General features: G+C 48.2%; 13 protein-coding genes. 6 read left to right on the top strand and 7 right to left on the bottom strand.

The annotated features are described in order from the left end of the window. Positions 1-57 precede the first annotated feature (57 nt). Positions 58-1,434 (top strand): DUF262 domain-containing protein, encoded by a 1,377-nt coding sequence (locus HHO50_RS14775; protein ID WP_181306839.1) that lies wholly within the window; start codon positions 58-60, stop codon positions 1,432-1,434. Between the two features lie 133 nt (positions 1,435-1,567). Here HHO50_RS14775 and HHO50_RS14780 read toward each other — a convergent pair whose 3' ends face one another. Further along, positions 1,568-2,818 (bottom strand): peroxiredoxin, encoded by a 1,251-nt coding sequence (locus HHO50_RS14780; protein WP_181306840.1) that lies wholly within the window; start codon positions 2,816-2,818, stop codon positions 1,568-1,570. A gap of 153 nt (positions 2,819-2,971) precedes the next feature. Here HHO50_RS14780 and HHO50_RS14785 point away from each other — a divergent pair, with 153 nt between their 5' ends. Continuing rightward, a complete protein-coding gene (locus tag HHO50_RS14785) occupies positions 2,972-5,251 on the top strand; it encodes an aconitate hydratase (protein ID WP_181306841.1) in 2,280 nt (759 codons plus the stop codon). A gap of 775 nt (positions 5,252-6,026) precedes the next feature. On the opposite strand, the gene HHO50_RS14790 is transcribed toward HHO50_RS14785, so the two are convergent. After that, complete coding sequence (locus tag HHO50_RS14790) at positions 6,027-8,840, bottom strand: S8/S53 family peptidase (RefSeq protein WP_181306842.1); 2,814 nt, start codon at positions 8,838-8,840, stop codon at positions 6,027-6,029. A gap of 791 nt (positions 8,841-9,631) precedes the next feature. On the opposite strand from HHO50_RS14790, the gene HHO50_RS14795 reads away from it, so the two are divergent. Next, complete coding sequence (locus tag HHO50_RS14795; RefSeq protein ID WP_181306843.1) at positions 9,632-10,042, top strand: response regulator; 411 nt, start codon at positions 9,632-9,634, stop codon at positions 10,040-10,042. Positions 10,043-10,522: 480 nt separating this feature from the next. Here HHO50_RS14795 and HHO50_RS14800 read toward each other — a convergent pair whose 3' ends face one another. Continuing rightward, a complete protein-coding gene (locus HHO50_RS14800; RefSeq protein ID WP_181306844.1) occupies positions 10,523-10,819 on the bottom strand; it encodes a hypothetical protein in 297 nt (98 codons plus the stop codon). Positions 10,820-11,154: 335 nt separating this feature from the next. Continuing rightward, positions 11,155-11,499, bottom strand: a complete 345-nt coding sequence (locus tag HHO50_RS14805) for a TM2 domain-containing protein (RefSeq protein WP_181306845.1) — start codon at positions 11,497-11,499, stop codon at positions 11,155-11,157. An 802-nt stretch (positions 11,500-12,301) separates the two neighbouring features. Here HHO50_RS14805 and HHO50_RS14810 point away from each other — a divergent pair. The 3 genes from HHO50_RS14810 to HHO50_RS21350 all read left to right on the top strand — a co-directional run bounded on the left by HHO50_RS14810 (position 12,302) and on the right by HHO50_RS21350 (position 16,700). Further along, positions 12,302-12,694 (top strand): response regulator, encoded by a 393-nt coding sequence (locus HHO50_RS14810; RefSeq protein ID WP_181306846.1) that lies wholly within the window; start codon positions 12,302-12,304, stop codon positions 12,692-12,694. 560 nt (positions 12,695-13,254) lie between these two features. Further along, positions 13,255-15,852: a PAS domain S-box protein gene (locus HHO50_RS14815; RefSeq protein ID WP_181306847.1), complete on the top strand. Its 2,598-nt coding sequence runs from the start codon at positions 13,255-13,257 to the stop codon at positions 15,850-15,852. A 242-nt stretch (positions 15,853-16,094) separates the two neighbouring features. After that, positions 16,095-16,700, top strand: a complete 606-nt coding sequence (locus HHO50_RS21350) for a YqaE/Pmp3 family membrane protein (protein WP_255478757.1) — start codon at positions 16,095-16,097, stop codon at positions 16,698-16,700. Positions 16,701-16,801: 101 nt separating this feature from the next. Here HHO50_RS21350 and HHO50_RS14825 read toward each other — a convergent pair whose 3' ends face one another. The 3 genes from HHO50_RS14825 to HHO50_RS14835 all read right to left on the bottom strand — a co-directional run bounded on the left by HHO50_RS14825 (position 16,802) and on the right by HHO50_RS14835 (position 21,021). Further along, positions 16,802-17,200, bottom strand: a complete 399-nt coding sequence (locus HHO50_RS14825) for a hypothetical protein (RefSeq protein ID WP_181306848.1) — start codon at positions 17,198-17,200, stop codon at positions 16,802-16,804. Between the two features lie 17 nt (positions 17,201-17,217). Beyond that, a complete protein-coding gene (locus HHO50_RS14830) occupies positions 17,218-17,631 on the bottom strand; it encodes a hypothetical protein (RefSeq protein WP_181306849.1) in 414 nt (137 codons plus the stop codon). A 561-nt stretch (positions 17,632-18,192) separates the two neighbouring features. Beyond that, a complete protein-coding gene (locus tag HHO50_RS14835; RefSeq protein WP_181306850.1) occupies positions 18,193-21,021 on the bottom strand; it encodes a pitrilysin family protein in 2,829 nt (942 codons plus the stop codon). Positions 21,022-21,221: the final 200 nt, after the last annotated feature.

Below are 21,221 nucleotides of genomic sequence, written 5' to 3' on the forward strand. Positions count from 1 at the left end.
AAAGTAGGCTTAAAACGTATATTGAAACTTATTCTAAAATCTTATCTAATTAGCAACATGGAAGATTATCAGCAAACAATAAATAATCTAAAGGTTACTTTGATTCCTGAAACGGAGGAATACTATAATCAAGACGACGAGGCACTAGAAATAGAGCAATCACAGAGGAAAATACTTTGGCAAGCAAAAGATTTTTCAATTCGAGAGTTCTTAAGTATGAGACAGGATGGGGAGCTTGATTTGCAACCAGAATACCAGAGAAATTTTGTTGCCTCTGTTCAAATAGCAAGTAGGCTAATTGAATCTATCCTTTTAGATATTCCAATCCCTGTAATATATTTAGCTGAAGACAGGGATGGTACTTTTTCTGTTATTGATGGGCAACAGCGTCTTACATCCTTTGTCTCATTTTTAGATGGTAAATTTCCGAATGGAGATGAATTTAAATTAAGTGGGTTAAAAGTTCTAACAGATTTAAATAGGAAAAAATATGAACAGCTTACTAAAGATCAGCAAACAAAAGTAAAGACTACAACCCTTCATTCAATTATCATAAAGAAGGAATCTAATGAAGATATTAAGTTTGAGATATTTGAGAGGCTTAATACCGGTTCTACAAAATTAAATGAAGACGAAATTAGGAATACAGTCTATAGAGGAAATTATATAAAGCTTTTGGCGCAGCTAAGTGAAAGTAAATTATTTCATTCGCTTGTGCAAAAAGATAACTTTAAGAATAGAATGATTTATAGAGGAATGATTTTAAGGTTTTTGGCACTATCTGAAAAGTCATATATAAATTACAAATCCTCTATGATTCAATTCTGTAATAAAGAATTAAGAGACAACAGAAATCTTACTCCTGAAAAGGCCCAAGAGTATAAGAATCGTTTCGAACATTGTATCGACCTTGTTAAAACTGTATTTGGTAATAATGCTTTCAGGAGATACTTGCCTGGAAATGAGTTTGCAGGAGGCAAATGGGCTCTTACCCAAATCAATATGGCTTTATTTGATTTACAAATGGTAGGTTTTGTTAATTATTCCAAAAACTCAATCTTAGCTAACGCAGACGCAATTAGAGAAGGTCTTTTAGACTTAATGATCACTGATACTAAATTCCAAGAGTTAATTGGGTATAAGACTTCCGATACCGATAACGTAAAAAAGAGGTTTAAAATTTATATGGAATTGTTGGAGAATATAATAGGAGACAAAGGATACCAACAAAGAAATTTTCCATACTCGCTGAAGGAGGAGCTTTTCGCTGCAAATCCATATTGCAGTATTTCGAAACAAAAGATTTTGTCAATTGAAGATGCAGAAGTGGATCATATCATACCCTTTTCGAAAGGAGGAAGAACTGAAAAAGATAATGCTCAATTAGTTTTGCGGTATTTTAATCGTTCTAAAAAAGATAATTATTCAAGCTAAACATCTCTGCTGAATAAGTTTTATGTATTAAGCTACTTCTATTTTAAGCCTCCTTTCCCAAAAACAGCCCCCAAACAGAAGTGGCGTAAATCTCAAGACCTGCGCCGCTTCTGTTTTAAAGAACTACAAACCTTTACTTCTCCGCTACCAACTCATCAATTGTCTTGTTGAACTCCTGCACAAACTCGTCATAATACTTGCCGGTACCGGGGCCGGAGAAACCGGTGTGAATCTTGCGGACTTTGCCTTGTTTGTCAATAAAGATGGTGGTAGGAAAGGACAGCACGTGATTGAGCGCCGGGAGCGATTGGGCCACCAGTTCTTTGTCTTTGGTTCCGCTTACTAATAAGGGATAAGGCACATTCAGGCGGTCGCGCATCTTTTCAATACGGGCCTTGGCTTTGTCAAACTCGGGGCTAACCTCATAGCCAAGCCCCACCACTTCCACGCCGCGGCTTTTGTTTTTTTCGTACCAAGGAGCCAGGAACTTGGTCTCATCCATGCAGTTAGGGCACCAGGAACCGAAGATCTGCGCCACCACCACTTTGCCTTTGAACTGCGGGTCTGTGAGAGAGACTTTTTTGCCGTTCACGTCTGGGAAGCTGAAGTCTAAGCGATCATAACCCGGTTTCAGGTAAGTGAGCGTTTCGGCGGCGGCCAGTTGAAAGTTGGGGTTGCGCTTGGCCGTCCAGGTTTCGTGTTCAGCTTGGGGCAGGTAGAAATCCCCGGCCAGGGTACCGTCTTCTTGGCCAGTGGCGCTGAAAAGAAACGCGTGGGCTCCGTTAAAGGCAGAAAGCTTCAGTTTGTTTCCGTCCACTTCGCCTTGCAGGTAGCGGTAATCGCCGGTGTTGGTCAAGAAAGTGCCAGAAAGCGCGTTTCCTTTCTGCACGAATTCGCCAATGGCCGGGTAGGTTTTTCCGGTCTTCGTGTTCGTGAAAGACACTTCCCACTTGCCAGATACGTCTAGGGTTGGTTTGGCGGGGTTTTCAGAAAAACGGGCGGTTTTCCCTTTCTCCGCCGTAAAAGGCAAACGGTAGGGCCGGGCCTGGTCTTTCCGCTCCCAGCGGCCAGAAAGTTGGTCTCCGTCTACTTTGGCAATGAGAGCCGCATCAAAAATATGCATCTGCAGCCGCACACTATCCTGGGAATGAGAAATTTCATTGATCAAAATTTTCTCTTCTCCGTTAATAAGGTAGACAACTTGTTTTCCGTCCTGTTCAGAAACCGTGAAGTTGAACGGCATCTCCTGGCCACTTACCTCAATGATACCGCGCCAAGAGCCCCCGCTCAACTCACCTGAGGGAGTAGAGGAGCAGGCCTGAAAGCCCGATGACACTGAAAGCAAGGCGAAAATGGAATATCTGGAAAAGGAAATCTTGTGCATACCGTAAAAGTACGGTGCCCATTGAATTTGCATGACAGATAACTAAAGTCCTTTGCAGAAGGTGGATTTTTTAAACTTGTGTAAAAGTGTTCTGTTTGCGACATTTGTGCGCGACGTTAGTAGCACTGAACCTAAATAATACAAAGCAGATCTATGGCATTTGATGTAGACATGATCAAGGCGGTGTATGCGCAACTGGGCGACCGGATTGCGGCAGCACGTACGGCAGTTGGCCGGCCTTTAACTCAGACTGAGAAAATTCTTTACGCCCACTTATATAATGGTTCCGCTACGGAGGCGTATGAGCGGGGTAAATCCTACGTAGATTTCGCGCCAGACCGCGTTGCCATGCAGGATGCCACGGCTCAGATGGCTTTGCTTCAGTTCATGCAAGCTGGTCGTCCTACGGTGGCCGTTCCCTCGTCGGTACACTGTGACCACTTGATTCAGGCCCGCGTGGGTGCTGACCAGGATTTGGCCGACGCCTATTCAGAGAACAAAGAGGTCTATGATTTCCTGGCCTCTGTATCCAATAAATATGGGATTGGGTTCTGGAAGCCGGGTGCGGGTATTATTCACACCGTGGTATTTGAGAACTACGCTTTCCCCGGCGGCATGATGATTGGTACTGACTCCCACACGCCAAACGCGGGTGGTTTAGGGATGATCGCGATTGGGGTGGGCGGAGCCGATGCCGTAGACGTAATGGCCGGAATGGCCTGGGAACTGAAATTCCCAAGGATCATTGGCGTAAAACTGACCGGCAGATTGAACGGTTGGACGGCCCCTAAAGATATTATTTTGAAAGTGGCTGGTATTTTGACCGTGAAAGGTGGTACCGGTGCCATTGTGGAATACTTTGGTGAAGGAGCGGCCAACATCTCTTGCTCCGGTAAATCTACCATCTGTAACATGGGTGCCGAAATTGGAGCTACCACTTCGGTTTTCGCCTATGATGAAACCATGGCCGATTACCTGAGAGGAACTGAGCGGGGCGAGATTGCCGAGTTGGCGAGTCAGGTAGCAGAACACCTGCGGGCCGATGAGGAGGTGTATGCCAACCCAGAGGCGTTCTATGACCAACTGATTGAAATCAACCTGAGTGAGCTGGAGCCGCACGTGAACGGCCCGTTCACGCCAGATGCCGCCTGGCCAATTTCTCAGTTTGCCGCTGCCGTGCGTGAGCACAACTGGCCCGCCAAACTGGAAGTAGGTTTGATAGGTTCTTGCACCAACTCTTCTTATGAAGACCTTACCCGCGCTGCTTCGGTGGCCAGACAAGCGGTAGACAAAGGCTTGGTAGCGAATGCCGAATACACCATTACCCCAGGGTCTGAAGTAGTACGCTATACGGCTGAGCGCGATGGCATCTTAGGAACCTTCGCTGAGATTGGCGGGGTAGTATTGGCCAACGCTTGCGGCCCTTGTATCGGGCAGTGGGCGCGTCACACCGATGATCCAAAGCGCAAAAACTCTATCATCACCTCGTTCAACCGTAACTTCGCGAAGCGGAACGACGGTAACCCAAACACCCACGCGTTTGTGGCCTCGCCAGAGATAGTGACCGCGTTCGCGATTGCCGGTGATTTAACCTTCAACCCGCTAACAGACACGCTCACGAACAAAAACGGCGAGCAAGTGAAACTGGATGAACCAACCGGTATCCAGTTCCCGGTGAACGGTTTTGACGTGGAAGATGCGGGGTACGTGGCCCCGGCCGCCGATCCAAGCCAAGTAAGTGTGGTGGTAGATCCAACCTCAGACCGTCTGCAGTTATTGGAGCCCTTTGAGCCTTGGAACGGACAAGACTTAACTGGTTTAAGACTATTGATCAAAGCCCAGGGCAAATGTACCACCGACCATATCTCCATGGCTGGCCCGTGGTTGAAATACCGTGGTCACTTAGATAACATCTCCAACAACATGCTTATTGGGGCTACCAATGCCTTCAACGGGGAAGCCAACAAAGTTAAAAACCTGTTGGTGCAAGGCGAAGGCTACGATGAAGTTCCAAAAGTAGCCCGTACTTACAAAGCAGCCGGTGTTGGTTCTGTTGTGGTTGGTGATGAGAACTACGGCGAAGGCTCTTCCCGTGAGCACGCAGCCATGGAGCCCCGTCACTTGGGCGTGAAAGTGGTATTGGTGAAATCCTTCGCCCGTATCCACGAAACCAACCTGAAGAAACAAGGTATGCTAGCGCTTACCTTCGCCAACAAGGAAGACTATGACCGCATAGAAGAGAATGATGTGATTGACGTACTTGGCTTGACTTCCTTTGCACCAGGTGTTCCGTTGCAGGTGAGATTGACGCACCAAGATGGGACTACCTATACTTTTGAGGCGAACCATACCTACAACCAAGGTCAGATTGAGTGGTTCAAAGCAGGAGCCGCCCTTAACCTGATCCGTTTGCAGCAACAGCAACAAGCCTAAACGCTAGTTGGTTTTCCATAAAACAGAAGAGGTGCCCCAGTGGGGTGCCTCTTCTGTTTTATGGAACCTGTTTAGTGAAGGAATCGCAACGCATTCTTGCCCTTGCTGTGTGTTCTCACCAGCAAGCGGGACAGCTCCTGTGCTTTGATTGTTGGTGAGAACACCAACAATGATGGCCTCTTTCTGGAGATTAGACTCAAAAACAGCCGGAGCCAAAGTGTTTTGAGATTGTTTTTAGCCTGTTTTAACCAAAATAAGCTAAAAACATAGGTAGATTAGCTGTTAAGTAAAAGCTTTTGTGTCACCACGCTTTCTAAGCAGTGTCCGTAAGTCACGGAAGTAAATCTGCGTCATAGTGGTGGGAAGCAGAACCCACCCTACCCCTCCGAGGAGGGGAATACATCTTTGCAGTAGAAAGGAATGCGTGAGAGACAAGGCCGTGCCTCTACGGGTTCTATCATCACCGCTGCTACTTCTTACTTTCCCAGTTCCAGTTTCCCCAGTTCCAGTCTTCCCCGAGCGCGCCTCGCTTTTGGCCTTGGATAAACTTTAGCTAAGAGAGACAAACGGTTCAGGCCGAAAGGGCAGTGCGAGAGGGGAAGACGGGGCCCCGCGGCCATGAGCGCTTAGCGCCAGAGATGAAACAATGCAGCACCTGCACCCACGCAAAACAGCCAAGCCAAGGGAACAGAATATTCCATGCACCTACCAATACCCACGCAAAAGCAGCCCCCCGTTTTGGGCATGTTTTAGCTAAAACATGCCCAAAACAGATTTACCTGTAAAGTAAAAGCTTATGCGTCACCACACTTCCGGCAGTAACAAACCGGAGGTAGTAAATGCCGGAGGCCAGATGGGAGAAGTTAAAATGGAGCTGGTCTTTCTTCTGGAAACTACCCTGCGGGGTAACCTGTCCTTTGCTGTCTACCAACTGCACGGTTACGGTGCTTTGCTGTAACGCGGAAGGCAGCGTAACCGTAATCTGGCCTTGCGTTGGGTTAGGGAACACAGAGATGCCGTTGGCAGCCACCGGAGCAGGGGAAGAGGTGACGGAGCCCCTGCTTTGAAGTTTGTATTTCTGAAGGGCAGCACTGGCGTTCCTTTTAAGGGCCGTTCTGGTCTCCCCGGCCACTATGGCAAAGGCAACGGTGTCTGTCTGGGCGGGGGCCAACGTTTTGATGGCGGACGAAATAATGAAGTACACGTCTTTGCCTTCTTCAAAACCGGCCCGTTCGCGCTGAACGCCGCCCGAAAGTGCCTGGTATTTTTCCTGCGTAGAGAACCCGTCTGACAAGTTGATACTCCCTTCCCCGGCTGAATTATCCAAGGCATAAAACCCGGGAGTTCCGCTGGTCAAGAGTTGGATGCCGGCCCAAAGGCTGGTGTCTGTCTTGTGTCTGGTGAGGCCTAAACGCAAGTCGTTGTCCCACTCGGCTACGTTTCTGGCCGCCGAGAGAATGTCCCAGTCGGCGAACATGCCGGCATGGGCAGCAGAGATGGTGTCTGTGGTTCGGTTGGTGAGAATGTATTCCAGCACCACAAAGGCACGGTTAGGAGCATTGGCCCAGGCAAGAACGTTCTGTTGTACCCGCAGGCTTTTGGTCTTGGTTGTGGTGAGCGAATCTTCCATGACACTGGAGGCATAGAATTCCGCGAGCGGAGAATTCTGTTTGCGCTTCAGATTGTTAACCGAATAAAAATCGTGGTCGGTGCTGCCCTTTTCGTTTCTGATGTTGTCAGAGACCAGCGTAGGGGAGTAGCCAATCAATAAACCACCCTCGGCCAGTAAAGGCGCACTGCCCTGGTACACCACTCCGCTGCCTTGGGTGTAGTCCAGGCCATTATACCCTATATTGCCCGAACTCATGACCGACACGGCCAGGTCATTCACGTCGGTGGTGAAGAAGTCTGGGTTCAGGATTAATCTGATGTACTGGAAATCTGTGTAGGTGCCACTGGTGAACCCCAGGCGCAAGGTTACCTGGGTATTGGTGGGCGTATTATCTGCTATCCTGAACCGGAAGGGATTCGCCTGGTTTTCTGTGCTGGCCAAGGTACCCAAATTGGCAATGGTAAAGTTACCTTGCACCATCTGCACGTACGGACTGGCAGAGGTAACACTGACCGTTAACCCCGAAACCGGACTCAGGAAGTTGGTGAATGTGCCGGAGAGGCTGCCTTCTCCGCCGGGTATTAACTCAGACACGTTGAGGATGCTCCAGGAGGTAAGCCGAACAGAGACAGGCGCGTTTTCTGTTAATGCCCGGTAAACATTCAGGCGGCCTTTCCCCAGCTTTTCCAGATAGTCCGCATTGCCCGGAAGGGAGTAAATATCATCGGCAGTGGTGCGCAGGCGTTCCGCAATCTGGCGCGCGGTTAGCTTAGGGAAGTGGCTCCGGAGTAAGGCCGCAGCACCGGCTACCTGCGGAGAAGCGTACGAAGAACCGGTTCCAGACACGTAACTGTTGTCGCTTCCGTTAGTGGTGGAATATACTCCTACGCCTTGCGCCCCAAGGTCAATGTTGTGGCTGTACGTGTGCGAACCTCCTTTCACATCATTTGCGTCTAAGGCGGCAACCGACACCACGTTCTGGTAAGTGGCAGGGTAAAAGTCCAGTTCATCATTGGTATTACCGGCCGCAGCTACAATCACCACATCTTTGTCAAGGACGGCATAATTGATGACGTCCTGCTCAAAGGCAGAGGGGAAACTAGCCCCGCCCCAGGATAAGTTGATCACCTTGCACCCATGGTCGGCGGCGTAGACTATGGCTTCATAGCCTCTGAAAGAACCCGTTGCCTTAGAAGCGAACACCTTGACCGGAAGAAACTTGGCATTGTACCCCAGGCCGGTTATGCCCAACCCGTTGTTGGCTTGGGCAGACGCTATACCCGTGACATGCGTGCCGTGGCCGTTGGCATCTGCCGTGGGGTCATTGTCATCATCGGCTAAGTCCCAGCCCCTGAAATTGTCTATAAACCCGTCACCGTCATTGTCTGTCCCATCAATAGGATCGGCGTAATTGTATTTCAGATTGTTTTTGAGGTCTTCATGCGTTAGGCGCACGCCGGTGTCCAGAATGCCTATCACCACGGTGGAGTCCCCTTTGGTTACGTCCCAGGCCTGGAAGGCATTGGCTTTCTTTAAATAGTTCTGGCCGCCAGAAGCCGAGTCTGCCTGTGGGTCATTGGGCACATGCAAGGGCTCATGCAGATACAGCGGTTCTACGTAGTCTACCAGCCCGGTACCAAGCAACTGCTTTTTAACCTGCGCGAAAGATTGATCTGGGTTGTAGCGTAACTCATAGATCAGGGACAAGTCTACCGCATTTTTCTTAGTTGTTCTGGCCGTAGCCGAAGACGCTCTGGGAAATTTCTGCTGCGCTTTCCCAGAGGCTGCCCGTTGCACCACCTGCTGCAACACAGATGGCCCGGCACTTTTATTCATGGCGGTAGCGGCTACCGGTTTTAGTTTGAAGATAAGGGTGTAAGGTTCTGTTTTAGGCATGTTCTGCGCCCAAAGCATTGAACCCGAAGAACCCCAGCCCCTGAGCAGCACCAGGAAAAGTAGGCAGTACAGATATTTCATTGATTAAAAGGTAAAAGTCTTCTCAGAGGCGTTGGGATAGTGTCGTTTAACCTGAAGGAGTACTCGTCAGGAAAATAACCCAACGCGGTTTTGCTCCCCTCCATACGCAGCCTGCTAAAAGTAGTATATCCTATTCTTTGATTTTATTTTGCTATTATGGCTATGGAATTGTATTATTAAACTTTCCTTTTTAAGGAAAAGAACGTTAGATATAAATGGAAGGATAGCCGGTGAACGCTGTTGTATTCGTTAGCCCCAGGGTTTTCTTCTACCGTAGCTGGTGCTGCTAAAGTTTACTTGCCAAAAGGAGTCAGGGATTTAAGTCTGTCTGTAAGTTAGGGAGTAGTAAAAGTTATACACTGAATGACATTGTTCATTAGGTAAAAGAAATGCTGGCTTAAAAATACGTTTTTTCCATCAATTGCAGTGCCTCTTGTAAGCAGATAAGGAAAGTTTAAGTTGTATTCTGAAGTGATGCGGCCGATGTGGTGCCTTTCTAGTGCCAACGTTGACCCTAGCCGAAGCAAAAATATCTGTTGTTTGAATCCAATCTGCTGCCAGTGTGGTGATTGATGGAAACAGTTTGCAAATTTTATGGTGAACGATTGCCGGAAAAAACCTAGGTTTGTACATAAAATAAAAATACTGATTGAAAGCTATAGGCAGGTGGTGATTGTTGAGAGCAAGGTAAGAGTATGTTTAAATTTCATTTTTGCCGACAAACCTCAGATTTAAACACGCTCTAAGCGAAAAATCCACTTTTGAAGTATATTTTCAAGTATCACCCTGAAATGAAGAAATATCGTAGCGTCTTCTTGATTGATGATGATGAGATCCACAATTTCCTATGTGAAAGTGTGATTAAGAGCCAGCAGTTCGCGCAGAAAGTGAACAGCTATTTGTGGGCAGAAGAAGCGTTAGGTGCCTTGAGCAATTTTGTGAAAAATTCTCCGCAGGATTTTCCGGAAATTATCTTTCTGGATATCAACATGCCGGGGATGGACGGATGGGAATTTATTGAGGAGTACAAGAAGTTGCCCGTTGAACTGACGCAGAAATGCCTGCTGTTCGTGCTGTCCTCGGCGGTAGACAAAAATGACATTACCCACGCCCGTAATCTTTCAGAAGTAAACGATTTCTTCTCTAAGCCGCTAACCTCAGATATTCTCCAGATTATCTCTGAACAGTACGCCACTTCGTAAACGTAGTTCTCCTAAAAGGCACCGCCTAAAGTGGGGCATAGCCTTTCGCTATGCCCCACTTCCTTTTCTTGGTGATGTATACCATGGTCTGACAGCTCTTTTCTGTATGCGTTGTTTTAAGAGCTTTTTTTAGAAAACAGGCCAAAAACCAAGATAGAACAATTGACTTTCTGCCACGCTAGCATAGAAACAGCAATGCTTTATACTCCCTTGTCCTCCTGGAAGGAGCTTGTGGGCAGACTAAAATAGCTTTAATGGGGCGCTAGTACCGCCCGCGCCCAAGAGCCTCCCAGGAGGACAACAAAAAAGTAGGTCAAACGAATGTGGTCTCCATGCTTGATGCCCCACTTACCAAAGTTGGGGTTGGCGCTGGTTTTAGGTGACGCAGGCGTTTACAGGAGACGTTGTTTGCGGCTATTTCTGTAAAACAAGCCCAGAAACGCCGGTGTTTCCAAAGATGTAAGCGGATAGGTGAGTTGGCTAAAACAGCTTTTTGATCCCCTCGGTTAGGTCATCTAGGCCGCGCTTGATATCCTGCCAGGTGCTGTCAGTTGCGGTGGAGGTGTCATTCAGTTTCTGGGCGATGAGGGCGCGTTTGGCTTCCAGGGCGGCTATATGTTCATGGTACGTGTTCTGGGAATCGGCGGTGGTGGCGTGGGCGCGGCCTTGCAGTACCTTTATCTTGGCGTCCAACTCCTCTAAGCTTTTGCGTATGTCCTTCTCATTCAGATGTTCGGGGGCCCGCATGTTCTCCGGCTTTAGGTTATAAGTATCCATGGTGGTCTGGGGTTAGTTGTTTCCTTTTGCTTTTTAAGTACTTTGGTGAGCAGAAAATGTTCGGCCTTATAGGTATTTGTCCCGTGCGGAGCTTGGTGCCGGGAGGAAATCCTCCATATCCCCAAGGGCTTAGGTGCTTAAGAATTCAATGGGAATTTCCTTCTGGCTCTCCCTTTTCGTGAGACAACTTTCTGAACACGCCAAGGCGGAGGCCTTCAGGAAGGCTTTTTCTCCTTCTGCCGTTTCCAGCCTGTTTTTATAAAACCAGGGCCAAAACAAGGGTTGCCGCTTACCTAAGCACCTCCTCTATGGCTGGGTGTATCCTGTAGGGGGGCTTAGATGCGGTGCGCCATTCTTGCGGTGCCCAAGATCTGCAAGGCTAGCGCATGATTGTATTCCCGCACAATGCCCGGCATTCTGAACAGGTCAATCAGCCACCATATTCCTAGACCACCCGCGGTAATCCAGAAAAAGAACTGCATTCCCCACCTGTTCACATACGCATAGTGCAACCCGAATATTACCCAAAGCAGATACGCAAAGCCCTTGGATTTTCGCCGCTGCACATACTGCGAGAAGAAGTCATTCTGTAGTTGCGGCGAAAGGGTAGGCAAGTCAACCTGAACCGTGTAGGGAAGTTGCGATAGAAAGGAATCAGGCAAAACAGTAGAGGTGTTCATAGGTGCAGAAGGCTAGAGGTTTAAGAAAGTAATCTACTATGCTTTTTTCAATAAACCATTGATAAACATGCTTTAAAGTCAAAGAAAAGCGTGTCTGCACTGTGGCAGGTAAAAAGCATTCCGTTTCAACTCCCGGCGGCGGTTCCCGGCGAGTTTGGAGACTCGCTTCGTCCATTGTCACGAGACTGGAGTCTCGCGCCAGTTTTTTTGTTGGCTCACCCGGCAATACTGCTTACGCCAAAGACCTCGTAGTGCCTTTAGACCTACGAGTGTCTATGCCAATGCCGTTTACAGCCCGTTTTCCCTAAAACAGCCCCAAAACGCTGGGTGAAGGGAGGATGTTTGCCCCGCAAAAAAAAACAATGGTAGAAGCCATGCGTACCCGAGACAAGGCAGTGCCTGGCCTCTACCCTCCGGTTTCCACGTTTAGAGCCTGTTTTCCAAAAAACAGCCAAAAAACGCATCAGCAAAATTCTCAGGAAGAGGGACTGGGGAACGATAAGCTTATTGCGGAAGGTTAGTTTATCTGGGGTTGGGCAAATGTAAGAACAGCTCTTAGAACTTACACGCAAGGTGGCGTTTTTCCAATCTCAACCTGAACGGCTTTCTTCTTGGGTAGGCCTGAAAAGAGGGTTTTCGGCACTTTTTTACAACATTCAACGAATACTTGCCCGGTGCATAGGTATATATTCGCCAGTTTACTTTTAATTTACGCCCTTAGAGCTTGGTTAAATTTGAGGTTTGCAGCGCAAAGATGAAATTGAACCAAGCTCTTAAGTCACCACCCTGAAACCGATTGCAAGTGAAGCGTATTAAATCAATTTTGCTGATTGAGGATGATGAGATAACTAATTTTCTGAACCAGACCGTGATTGAAGAGACGGGGATGGCAGAGGAAATTATAGTGGCTTTGAACGGAATGGAGGGATTGTCGTACCTGCAGAAACTGAAAAGCCCGGCAGAGTTTCCTCCCTTGATTTTGCTTGACATCAATATGCCCATTCTGGATGGCTTTTCTTTTCTGGAAGAGTATTACAAACTTCCGCAGGTAAAGGACGCCTCCACCAAAATTGTAGTCCTGTCCACCTCGTCCAATGCGTCTGACATGAACCAGATGCGCTCCTTAGGCATTTCTACCTGTCTCTTGAAACCCCTGAGCGAATCAGACTTCAGGAAAGTTGTCGCAGAACTTTGATTTTCCCTTGCCTAAGACTTGGAGCCACTAGCAATTATCTACCAGTAAAGGCGATTGCTCCGGTTTAAGGAGTAACGCTTATGCTTTAACCCCCCGGTTGGTGAAGCTCACTTGTAAGCTTTGCCAACCGGGGTTTGCCTTTTGGTTTAGCACGGGAGATCTGTTCTGCTGTAAATGAGCTTTTGGGCTTCAACTCATTGTTAGATAGTGTCTTGTATGTAGTAGGCAACGTGTAACGTATAGAGTATACTTCTATTTTTATAGTGTTTTTTTGTATCTAGCCCCAATAACTCTAAAGCAAAAACCAAAATATTTATAGGTATAGTTATGTTTGTGTTTAGCCAATTATAATTGCTTTTTTGATGGAAAACACCTATCAGTCCTATCTTAAACTTGCCATATTATTAGCCTATAAGGGTATAATGGCTAAGGGTTACTAGTTATTGCTCTACTTGGTTAAAATTGTATAATTCAAGAATGTTGCCCATTTTATGATAATAATGCTATTATTGGGGTGAAGTGTAGTAACTTGCAAAGTAGAAAATTACTAGATAGAAACGGTGAGTTATATACAGGTGGAGATAACAGACGATCAATGGAACGGAAACATCCTGCAGAAGGTGTCTGCCATTTCATCTGACCTTCTTTGTGCCATTGACGGAGACGGAAAGTTTATTTACATAAACGCTACTTGGGAAGAGGTACTGGGGTATAACAAAGAATTACTGCACAAGAATTACCTGAGTGTCGTTTCGCCCGAAGACAAATCCGTGACGCGGGAAGTTGTGCAGGCCGCTATCCAGGGCAGGCCTATCAAGAATTTCGTGAACTATTGCCTTCACCTGAACGGAAAGCAAGTACCCGTGTCCTGGACGGCAACCTGGTCTGCAGAAGATAACGTGCTTTCCTGCCTGGGCAGAAATGCTTCAGACCTGGAGACAGCCCGGCAGAAACTGCTGGAGAAGGATGAGTGGCACAATGTGGTGGTGCAGCATGGGTCAGACATGGTTGGTTTGCTCAACCAAGCAGGGGACTACATTCATGTGGAAGGAGCCATCACAAAGCTGGGCTACCAGCCGGGCCATTTAATGGGCTGCAACGTTCTCCATTTTATCCACCCAGAAGAAGCAGGGATGGTAGAAAACGCCCTGGCAAGACTTTCTGAAGAAGAGGTGGTTCAGGTGCCCGACTTTAGGTTCAGGGCCAGTGACGGCGAGTGGCGGTGGATTGACGCCATTGTGAGCAATCAGCTACAGAACCCGGCGATTGAAGCACTGGTGGTTAGTTCCAGAGACATCACCAAGCGGAAACTGACTACTTTAAAGCTGGCAGAAAGCGAGCGGCGCTTCCGGTCTTTGTTTGATAACAATCCAGACCTGGTTATCTATGAAGATAGGGAAGGAAACATTCTGGATGCCAACCCCAGGTTCCTTTCTTTTCTGGGGCTTGGAAAACACGAGGTGCTTTCCAAGAAACTGTGCGACTTCGTTCCGGCCGAAGCGGGGGAGTTGTGTGCGTCTAACCTGGAAAAGGCATTTCAGGGGGAGGTTGCCAACTTCCATCTGCAGTTCAAAGTAGAGCCTAATAAGCTGGTGAGTCTCAATGTGACCAAAATTCCCCTATTGGTGAACGGCGCAGTGATTGGGGTTCATTCCATTGTAGAAGATGTTTCTGAAGCCTACATGGCGCAGTCTACCATTCAAAAGCAGGCCGAAACGCTGCACACCATTTTTGAGAGTATCACAGATGCTTTCTTCATGTTGGGCGAAGATTGGCGCTTTAAGCTGGTAAACAGCGAGTTTGAGCGGGTGCTCCAGCTTAAAAGGGAACAATGCGTGGGGAAAACAATTTGGGAGGTATTTCCTGAATTGATCAACAGTAGCTTCTATCATTACTACAAGAAGGCACTGGGCACCGGGCAAACGGTTAAGTTTGAGTCTTACCTGGAAGAGTCTAAAATCTGGTTAGAGGTGAAAGCGTTTCCGTCTGAAGAGGGCCTATTGGTGTACTTCTCAGACATTACCGAAGCAATCATTGCCAAACAGGAGCGGGAGAAACTGTCATTGGTGGCTAGTAGAATCTCCAATGGGGTAATCATTACAGATCCTGCCGGTAGAATTGAATGGGTGAACAATGGATTCACCCGCAACACAGGTTATGTGTTGGAGGAAGTGAAAGGCCAGCCTCTAAGTACCTTTCTGGAGGGGCCGGAGACCGATCTGGCAAAGGCAAAAGAGATTGAGGAGAAACTGCAAGTGGGTGTTCCCTTCAATATTCTGGTGCTCTACTACCGTAAATCGGGCGAAAGGGTGTGGATCTCCATGGATTTTACGCCCGTCCATAACGAAGAGGAAGAAATTACCCAGCACATTGTCATCCAGAAAGATGTCACTTTCCGGAAAGAGGCCGAAGAACGCCAGCAGGAAATGACCCGTGATCTGTTCCGGCAGAACCGTGATCTGCAGCAGTTCACGTACATTGTCTCGCACAATTTGCGCGCACCCGTAGCCAACGCCATGGGGCTGGCAGATTTCCTCACCAAGCTAGACAAGCATTCAGAAATGTATGACACGTCACTGGCGCACCTAAAGACGAGTGTGTTCAAGATGGACACGGTCTTGCGTGACCTCAACCTGATTCTCTCGCTCAGAGACCAGCAGGACATTTCTGAAAGGGAAGTATTTGCCTTAGCCGATATCTTTGAGCAAGTACGCCTGAACTTTCTGGAGTCATTGTCGCAGCACAACGGAGAAGTGCTGGTAGACATTGACCCCACCATCAGACTGAACACCAACCGGGCGTACCTCTACAGCATTTTCTATAATTTACTTTCCAACGCAATCAAGTACCGGTCAGAAGCCCGGCAGCTGCAAGTGAAGATGCAAGGCCAGGTTTGCCCCAACGGAGGAGGACTGCGCATTGACTTCTCAGACAACGGTTCTGGGTTTGACATGGCCAAGGCCGGCAGTAACGTTTTTAAGCTGTACAAGCGCTTTCATGCCAATACCAATAAGAAGGGCAGAGGCATAGGCCTGTTTCTGGTGAAAACCCACGTAGAAACCCTGGGCGGAAACATTGAGCTGAAAAGTAAATTAGACGAAGGCACCCAGGTGACCATCCAATTACCGAGCGAGGTGTTTACGGGCGAAAAACCATAAAAGATCCTTAAAACAGGTGCTTCAAGTAAAACTATTGGAGAACAAGCTCTTAGTTCGGCTTTACCAAACAGGTTCTGTGAGAAATTTTCTTTAGAGCGTAGAACAATCTATAACAAATTGCTGAAAAGTATAGTACTAAGGAAGGTGCGTGCAAAAGTGCTTTCTTCCTCAGAGCCTAGGTTCAGGTCAGGAGGAAGAGGAACCCAGTAAAACGTATTCGTTCCACCTAATAAATTAGTACTATGAAATTCAAAGGTTTACTACAGTTCATTGTTGTTGTGTTCATGGGCCAGTTCCTGTTTGCCTGTAGTTCAACAGAGTATTATCGGTTCACGTCTGCTAAGCCAGAGACCTACCAAAAAGCAGTGGCAAAAGCTGAGCCGGTGAATACCGTGCAAGAGAACACTGCCTCTGCGGTTGAAGCAACGGCAATCTCTGCCGCCAATGCCCAACCAGAGGCAGAGCCAATATTAGAGGCTTCTACCAAAACGGCTGAACCTGTTTTGTTTGAAACCAAGAGAACTACGCGAGAGAAGGTTACTCCCACAGCGGCCGCCCCTGTTCTGACCGTAGAAGAGAACACCGTTCTGGAGTCTGTGAAGGGCCGCCTCGCCACCATGACCAAAGCCGAGAAAAAGGAGTTTAAGAAAGAAGTGAAAGAGGCGCTGAGGGGAACCAATGATGCCGCTGATGTGGTGAAGATTATCCTGGCCATTCTGATTCCGCCGTTGGCTGTTTTCCTGCATGAAGGGCTCAACAGCAGATTCTGGATAAGCCTTTTGCTGACGCTTTTATTTGTACTTCCAGGTATCATCTACGCGCTCCTGGTAGTTACGGACACTATCTAAAGCAGAGGATTTTTTCATAAGCGATAAACAAAAAGGCCCTGGCAGTTCTGCCAGGGCCTTTTTGTTTATCGGCTGTCAGCCGATGGGAGTACGTGTGGGCCCTACATAACCTTCAGCCAATTCTCGGCGGAGACCTTTTCCTCAAAACTGAGGACAATGATGTCGTTGATGGTGTGTTTCAGGGTTTCTTTGGTGGAGAGCTGGCTGTAAAGCTCAGGGGAGAGCACCCACGCGAAATACTTCACGCCAGCTTTGTACAGGGCCGGAAACCAGACTTTGGCTTCCCACTCAGCGGCACCAGACCAAATTCCGGTGGCCAGGGTATTGTCATTGAACACTTTGGCGGCTCTGGTGCTAACTACATGCTTGAGCAATTTCCCGCACCCGTCTTTTGCCGTTTCTTCGGTTTGGGGGCCCGCCCATTCTACATAGAGAATATCATGAATCACATCAAGGTGAAGGCTGATGTGCGGCTCTTGTAGCAAGGTGCGTCTATGCATTTCTTAGTAGGTAAAGGTTAAGAGTTGGATTTCAGCCAGGCCAAAGCCAATGTTCGGTCAGAGAAATTCACCATCTCAAAATGTACGCCCAGGATATGTTGGATCTTTATCCGGTTTTCGGCCGCCTGGGTTTCCCTTTTCAGGTCAGAAGATTCAATTCTGGCTACTTTCTGGAGGCGGGTGGCGTCTAACTCCTGGGCTATCTTCAGCATGAGCAACGAGTTTTCTTCGTCAGAGATGTTGATGGTAGCCTTGCGGCCGTCTACCAGGAGCTTCTTTACATCATAGTTTCTGATGGTTTCCACCAACATCTGAAAAGCCTGTCTTATCTCAGGCAATACCTCCGGTTCAAGATCTGGCCAAGTGATCTCCAGAATATCGGTAGCCGGATCATACTCAAGCTGAAGGAGGGTGTCTTGGTATAGTAGCATCGTATGCAGCGGTGAAAGAAGGCAGACGTTTGGGTTAAATATAGGGTTTTGTTTGGGAAGAGCAATCCAGGGTATCTATTTTTAGCAGTGTTTAGAAGAACCAAGGCGCTATCTGGTTTGCTGATAAGATGCTGATAGAAACGCTGTTGTGGTTTTGTTAGAAGGGGGTATCTGAGGGAAAACAGGATGCGTAACAGGCTGAGTTTAAAAGAATGCACCTTCGTTTTAGAGCTATTTTCTGAAAAACAGCCCTTAAACGAGAAAAGGGAGAAAGATGCGACGTGGATTTTATACCAAATCTTGTAAAGGGCTTTCCAGAAAGCTTCCAGGAAAAAGGAAGGGTTCTGGCGCGACCGTTTGCTTGTGTTCGTACGCATTCCATTCCAGATCAGCAGTAATCATGGACACCGGCGGGCGGGTGCGCCATTCTTCCTCCTTCTTCTTCAGGGAAGATCGTTTTTGCGATTTGGTTGTAGCCCTTGTTTTTCAAAAACAGCCCTAAAACAGCAGCCCTTCCAGAGAGGTCTGGAAGGGCTGCTGTTTTAAGGAAGGTAGAGGAAATTACTTGAGCAGAACCGGTTTACCGAAGCCCAGTTGTTCCAGTTTGTTTAACTGCGTGGCGGCATCACCTACAATCAGGTAATACATCTTATTAGGGTTCACGTATTGCTGGGCTAAAGCTTTGATTTTCTCCAAGCTCATTAGCTGCACCAAAGCCTCGCGGCGTTTGGCGTAATCATACGGCAGGCCATAGGTGCTGATGTTGTTGAGCATCCCCAGCTTCGCGCCCATGGTTTCAAACGCGCGGGCGTTGCTTTTGATCAGAAAGCCCTTGGTCACCTCCAGATCCTGGGCCGAGTACGTGGGGCCGTAGTTCTGCAGAATCTGCTTGATCAGGTCAGCTGATTCAAACGTCACATTAGACCGCACGCCGCTCTGGATGGCAAATGGGCCGGGCAGGTTGGAGCCCGAGAAAGAAGACCCGATGCCGTACGTATACCCTTTGCCTTCCCGCAACTGCTGCGTTAACTGCGAAGCAAAGCCGCCACCGCCCAGAATGTAGTTCATCACCTGCGCCGGGTAATAATCTGGGTGCGTCACCGGCAACGCCAGGTACCCAAACCGCAACACCGACTGTTTCGCGCCGGGCACGTCATAGAAGTATACTTTTGAAGCCGTAGGAGCCGATGGGGTAGGGTAGTTGGGCATCTTCACTTCTCTGGCTTTCCAGTGCTGGTTCAGGCCCGCCAAGGAGTTTGCCACTTCCTGCTGTTCTACCGCGCCCACCACCTGGAACGCCGCCACCGTTGGTGACAGGTTGGCCGCGTAGTAGTTTTTAAGGTCTTCAATGGAAATCGCCTTTAAAGAAGCCTCGGTACCCAGAAGGTTACGGGATAAAATGTGGTCTTTGCCATAGAGCAGTTTCCTAAAGTTGTTATCGGCAATGGAGTTGGGGTTGGCTTTCTGCTGTTTAATCTGGCTTTCTACCTGTTGTTTCACTAGTTTGAATTCCTGCTCGTCCCAGCGGGGCTCCAATAGAATCTCCTGCACCAGGGCCATGGTAAGAGCGTAATTGCGGGCCAGCGTGCGACCACTAATGGTAAAGCTTTCCTCGCCCGCATTGATGCTGATGGAAGCACCCAAGGCTTCCATGGCTTCTTCCAGTTGTTCGGTGGTCTTGTTTTTGGTGCCTTTGAGCAGCAATTCAGAAAGCAAGTTAGAAACGCCTACTTTAGATGAATCCTCTAATAATAAGCCACCATTGATACGGAGGTTGAACTGCACCAAGGGTACTTCGCGGTCTACAATGCCCAGCGTTTTCAGGCCGTTTTCCAGCTTTCTCTCCCAAACGTTGGGTACCTTGGCTGCGGGGGCTTGGCCGTAAGGCGGCTCTTTGGTGCGGTCAAAGCTGGACGGGGTGCGCGGATAATCGGCTTTGGCCGAGGCATCAAATTTCTCCTCAGCGCCTTCCACAATCTTCTCTTCCACCACGCTGGCTTTCTGGGAGCCTTTCAACACCAAGTTCACTTGTCCTTTCGGTACGAAACTGGTGACCACGTACGGTTTGCCTTTGAGGTACTGCTGGTACACGCGCATCACATCTTCGCGGGTGACGGCCAGCATATTCTCAATGTCTTTGCTGATGAACCCTGGGTCACCCGCGAATATCTGGTACTGCGCCAACTGGAAGCCTTTACCCTGCACACTGGACAAACCGTTGTAAAAGCTCACTTCCTGCGAGGTCTTGATGCGGTTCAGGTCAGCGTCTGAGAAGCCTTCTTTCTCAAACTTCTGGAACGCCTCTTCCACGGCCGTATAAATATTATTCAGGTCTACTTTTTCATAACCCCTGATGCTGAGCATGAACTGACCGGCCAGCTCTGAGCTATTTTGGTACATGTTTACGCGGCCCGCCAGTTGTTTTTCGTCTACCACTACTTTGTTGAAAGGAGCTTTTTTCCCTTCGGCCAGCAAAGTGGCGAGGGTTCTGAGGGCGTAGGAATCTTTGTGGTAGGTGTACACGCTGGGCCAGGCCATGGTCAGTTCGGGCAGGCGCGCGAAGTTGTCTTCGTGGTACAGTTTCTTGGTTTGGGAAAGCACCACCGGTTTCTTCTCCAGGGCCGGAATGTTCTCGCCTTTCTTGATTTCCCCAAAGTATTTCTGCACCCAGGCTTTTGCCTGACCGGGCTCAAAATCACCGGAAACCACCAAGGTCACGTTGTTGGGCACATACCAGCGGCGATAGAATTCCTTTACGTCTTCCAGCGTCGCGTTCTGCAAATCTTCCAGTGACCCGATGACCTGCCAATGGTACGGATGGTCTTTGGGGTACAGGTTCTGGTCAATCACGTACGACGTGTTGCCGTAGGGCGCGTTGTCATTGCTCTGGCGTTTCTCATTCTTCACCACCTGTTTTTCCTTGGCCAGTACCTGTTCCGTCACCGTGTTGATGAAGAAGCCCAACTTGTCAGCCTCGGCCCAAATCATTTTCTCTAAAGCGTCATTGGGAACGGTTTGGTAATAGTTGGTACGGTCGCGGCTGGTGGAACCGTTGGCCCCTGAACCGCCAATACGCGCACTCATTTTATCCAGTCCGCCTTTGCCCAGGTTTTCAGATTCCAGAAACAACAGGTGCTCAAACAAGTGCGCAAAGCCGGTACGGCCTTCTTTCTCGCGGGCAGAACCTACGTGGCTGGTGAGCGCCACAGCCACCACCGGGTCAGATTTGTCCACGTGGAAGACCACGGTCAAACCGTTGCCCAGGGTAAACTTTTCATAGTCTACTTTAAAGTCCTGCTTCGCCGTGGGTTTGGATTTGCCTAGCCGCTGGCAGGATATTAGTACAGCCAGAAAGACAAGGCTGTACGTCATCTGTTTAAAAAATCTCATTGGTTATTTAAGGTTTGAATCTGGTAAGTAGTTAGTAGGGGTAAAGGCATAAAAATTACACCCGGCATTTCTCGCGCCCATTTACAAAGGTAACATAGCTGTAAGAAAATATGATGGGAAATGATTCCTAGCGATAAGTGGGAGAGAGGCAGGTATTTATCTGTTTTTAAGGCAGTTTTTGAAAAGGAGCCCTAAAATAG

The sequence above is a fragment of the Rufibacter sp. XAAS-G3-1 genome, from assembly GCF_013623775.1.
In the GTDB taxonomy this organism is placed as follows: domain Bacteria; phylum Bacteroidota; class Bacteroidia; order Cytophagales; family Hymenobacteraceae; genus Nibribacter.

What these genes read in the sequence shown, in the direction of transcription:
- HHO50_RS14775 (WP_181306839.1), top strand. Translation starts at nt 58, where the DNA reads ATGGAAGATTATCAGCAAACAATAAATAATCTAAAGGTTACTTTGATT.
- HHO50_RS14780 (WP_181306840.1), bottom strand. Translation starts at nt 2,818, where the DNA reads ATGCACAAGATTTCCTTTTCCAGATATTCCATTTTCGCCTTGCTTTCA.
- HHO50_RS14785 (WP_181306841.1), top strand. Translation starts at nt 2,972, where the DNA reads ATGGCATTTGATGTAGACATGATCAAGGCGGTGTATGCGCAACTGGGC.
- HHO50_RS14790 (WP_181306842.1), bottom strand. Translation starts at nt 8,840, where the DNA reads ATGAAATATCTGTACTGCCTACTTTTCCTGGTGCTGCTCAGGGGCTGG.
- HHO50_RS14795 (WP_181306843.1), top strand. Translation starts at nt 9,632, where the DNA reads ATGAAGAAATATCGTAGCGTCTTCTTGATTGATGATGATGAGATCCAC.
- HHO50_RS14800 (WP_181306844.1), bottom strand. Translation starts at nt 10,819, where the DNA reads ATGGATACTTATAACCTAAAGCCGGAGAACATGCGGGCCCCCGAACAT.
- HHO50_RS14805 (WP_181306845.1), bottom strand. Translation starts at nt 11,499, where the DNA reads ATGAACACCTCTACTGTTTTGCCTGATTCCTTTCTATCGCAACTTCCC.
- HHO50_RS21350 (WP_255478757.1), top strand. Translation starts at nt 16,095, where the DNA reads ATGAAATTCAAAGGTTTACTACAGTTCATTGTTGTTGTGTTCATGGGC.
- HHO50_RS14825 (WP_181306848.1), bottom strand. Translation starts at nt 17,200, where the DNA reads ATGCATAGACGCACCTTGCTACAAGAGCCGCACATCAGCCTTCACCTT.
- HHO50_RS14830 (WP_181306849.1), bottom strand. Translation starts at nt 17,631, where the DNA reads ATGCTACTATACCAAGACACCCTCCTTCAGCTTGAGTATGATCCGGCT.
- HHO50_RS14835 (WP_181306850.1), bottom strand. Translation starts at nt 21,021, where the DNA reads ATGAGATTTTTTAAACAGATGACGTACAGCCTTGTCTTTCTGGCTGTA.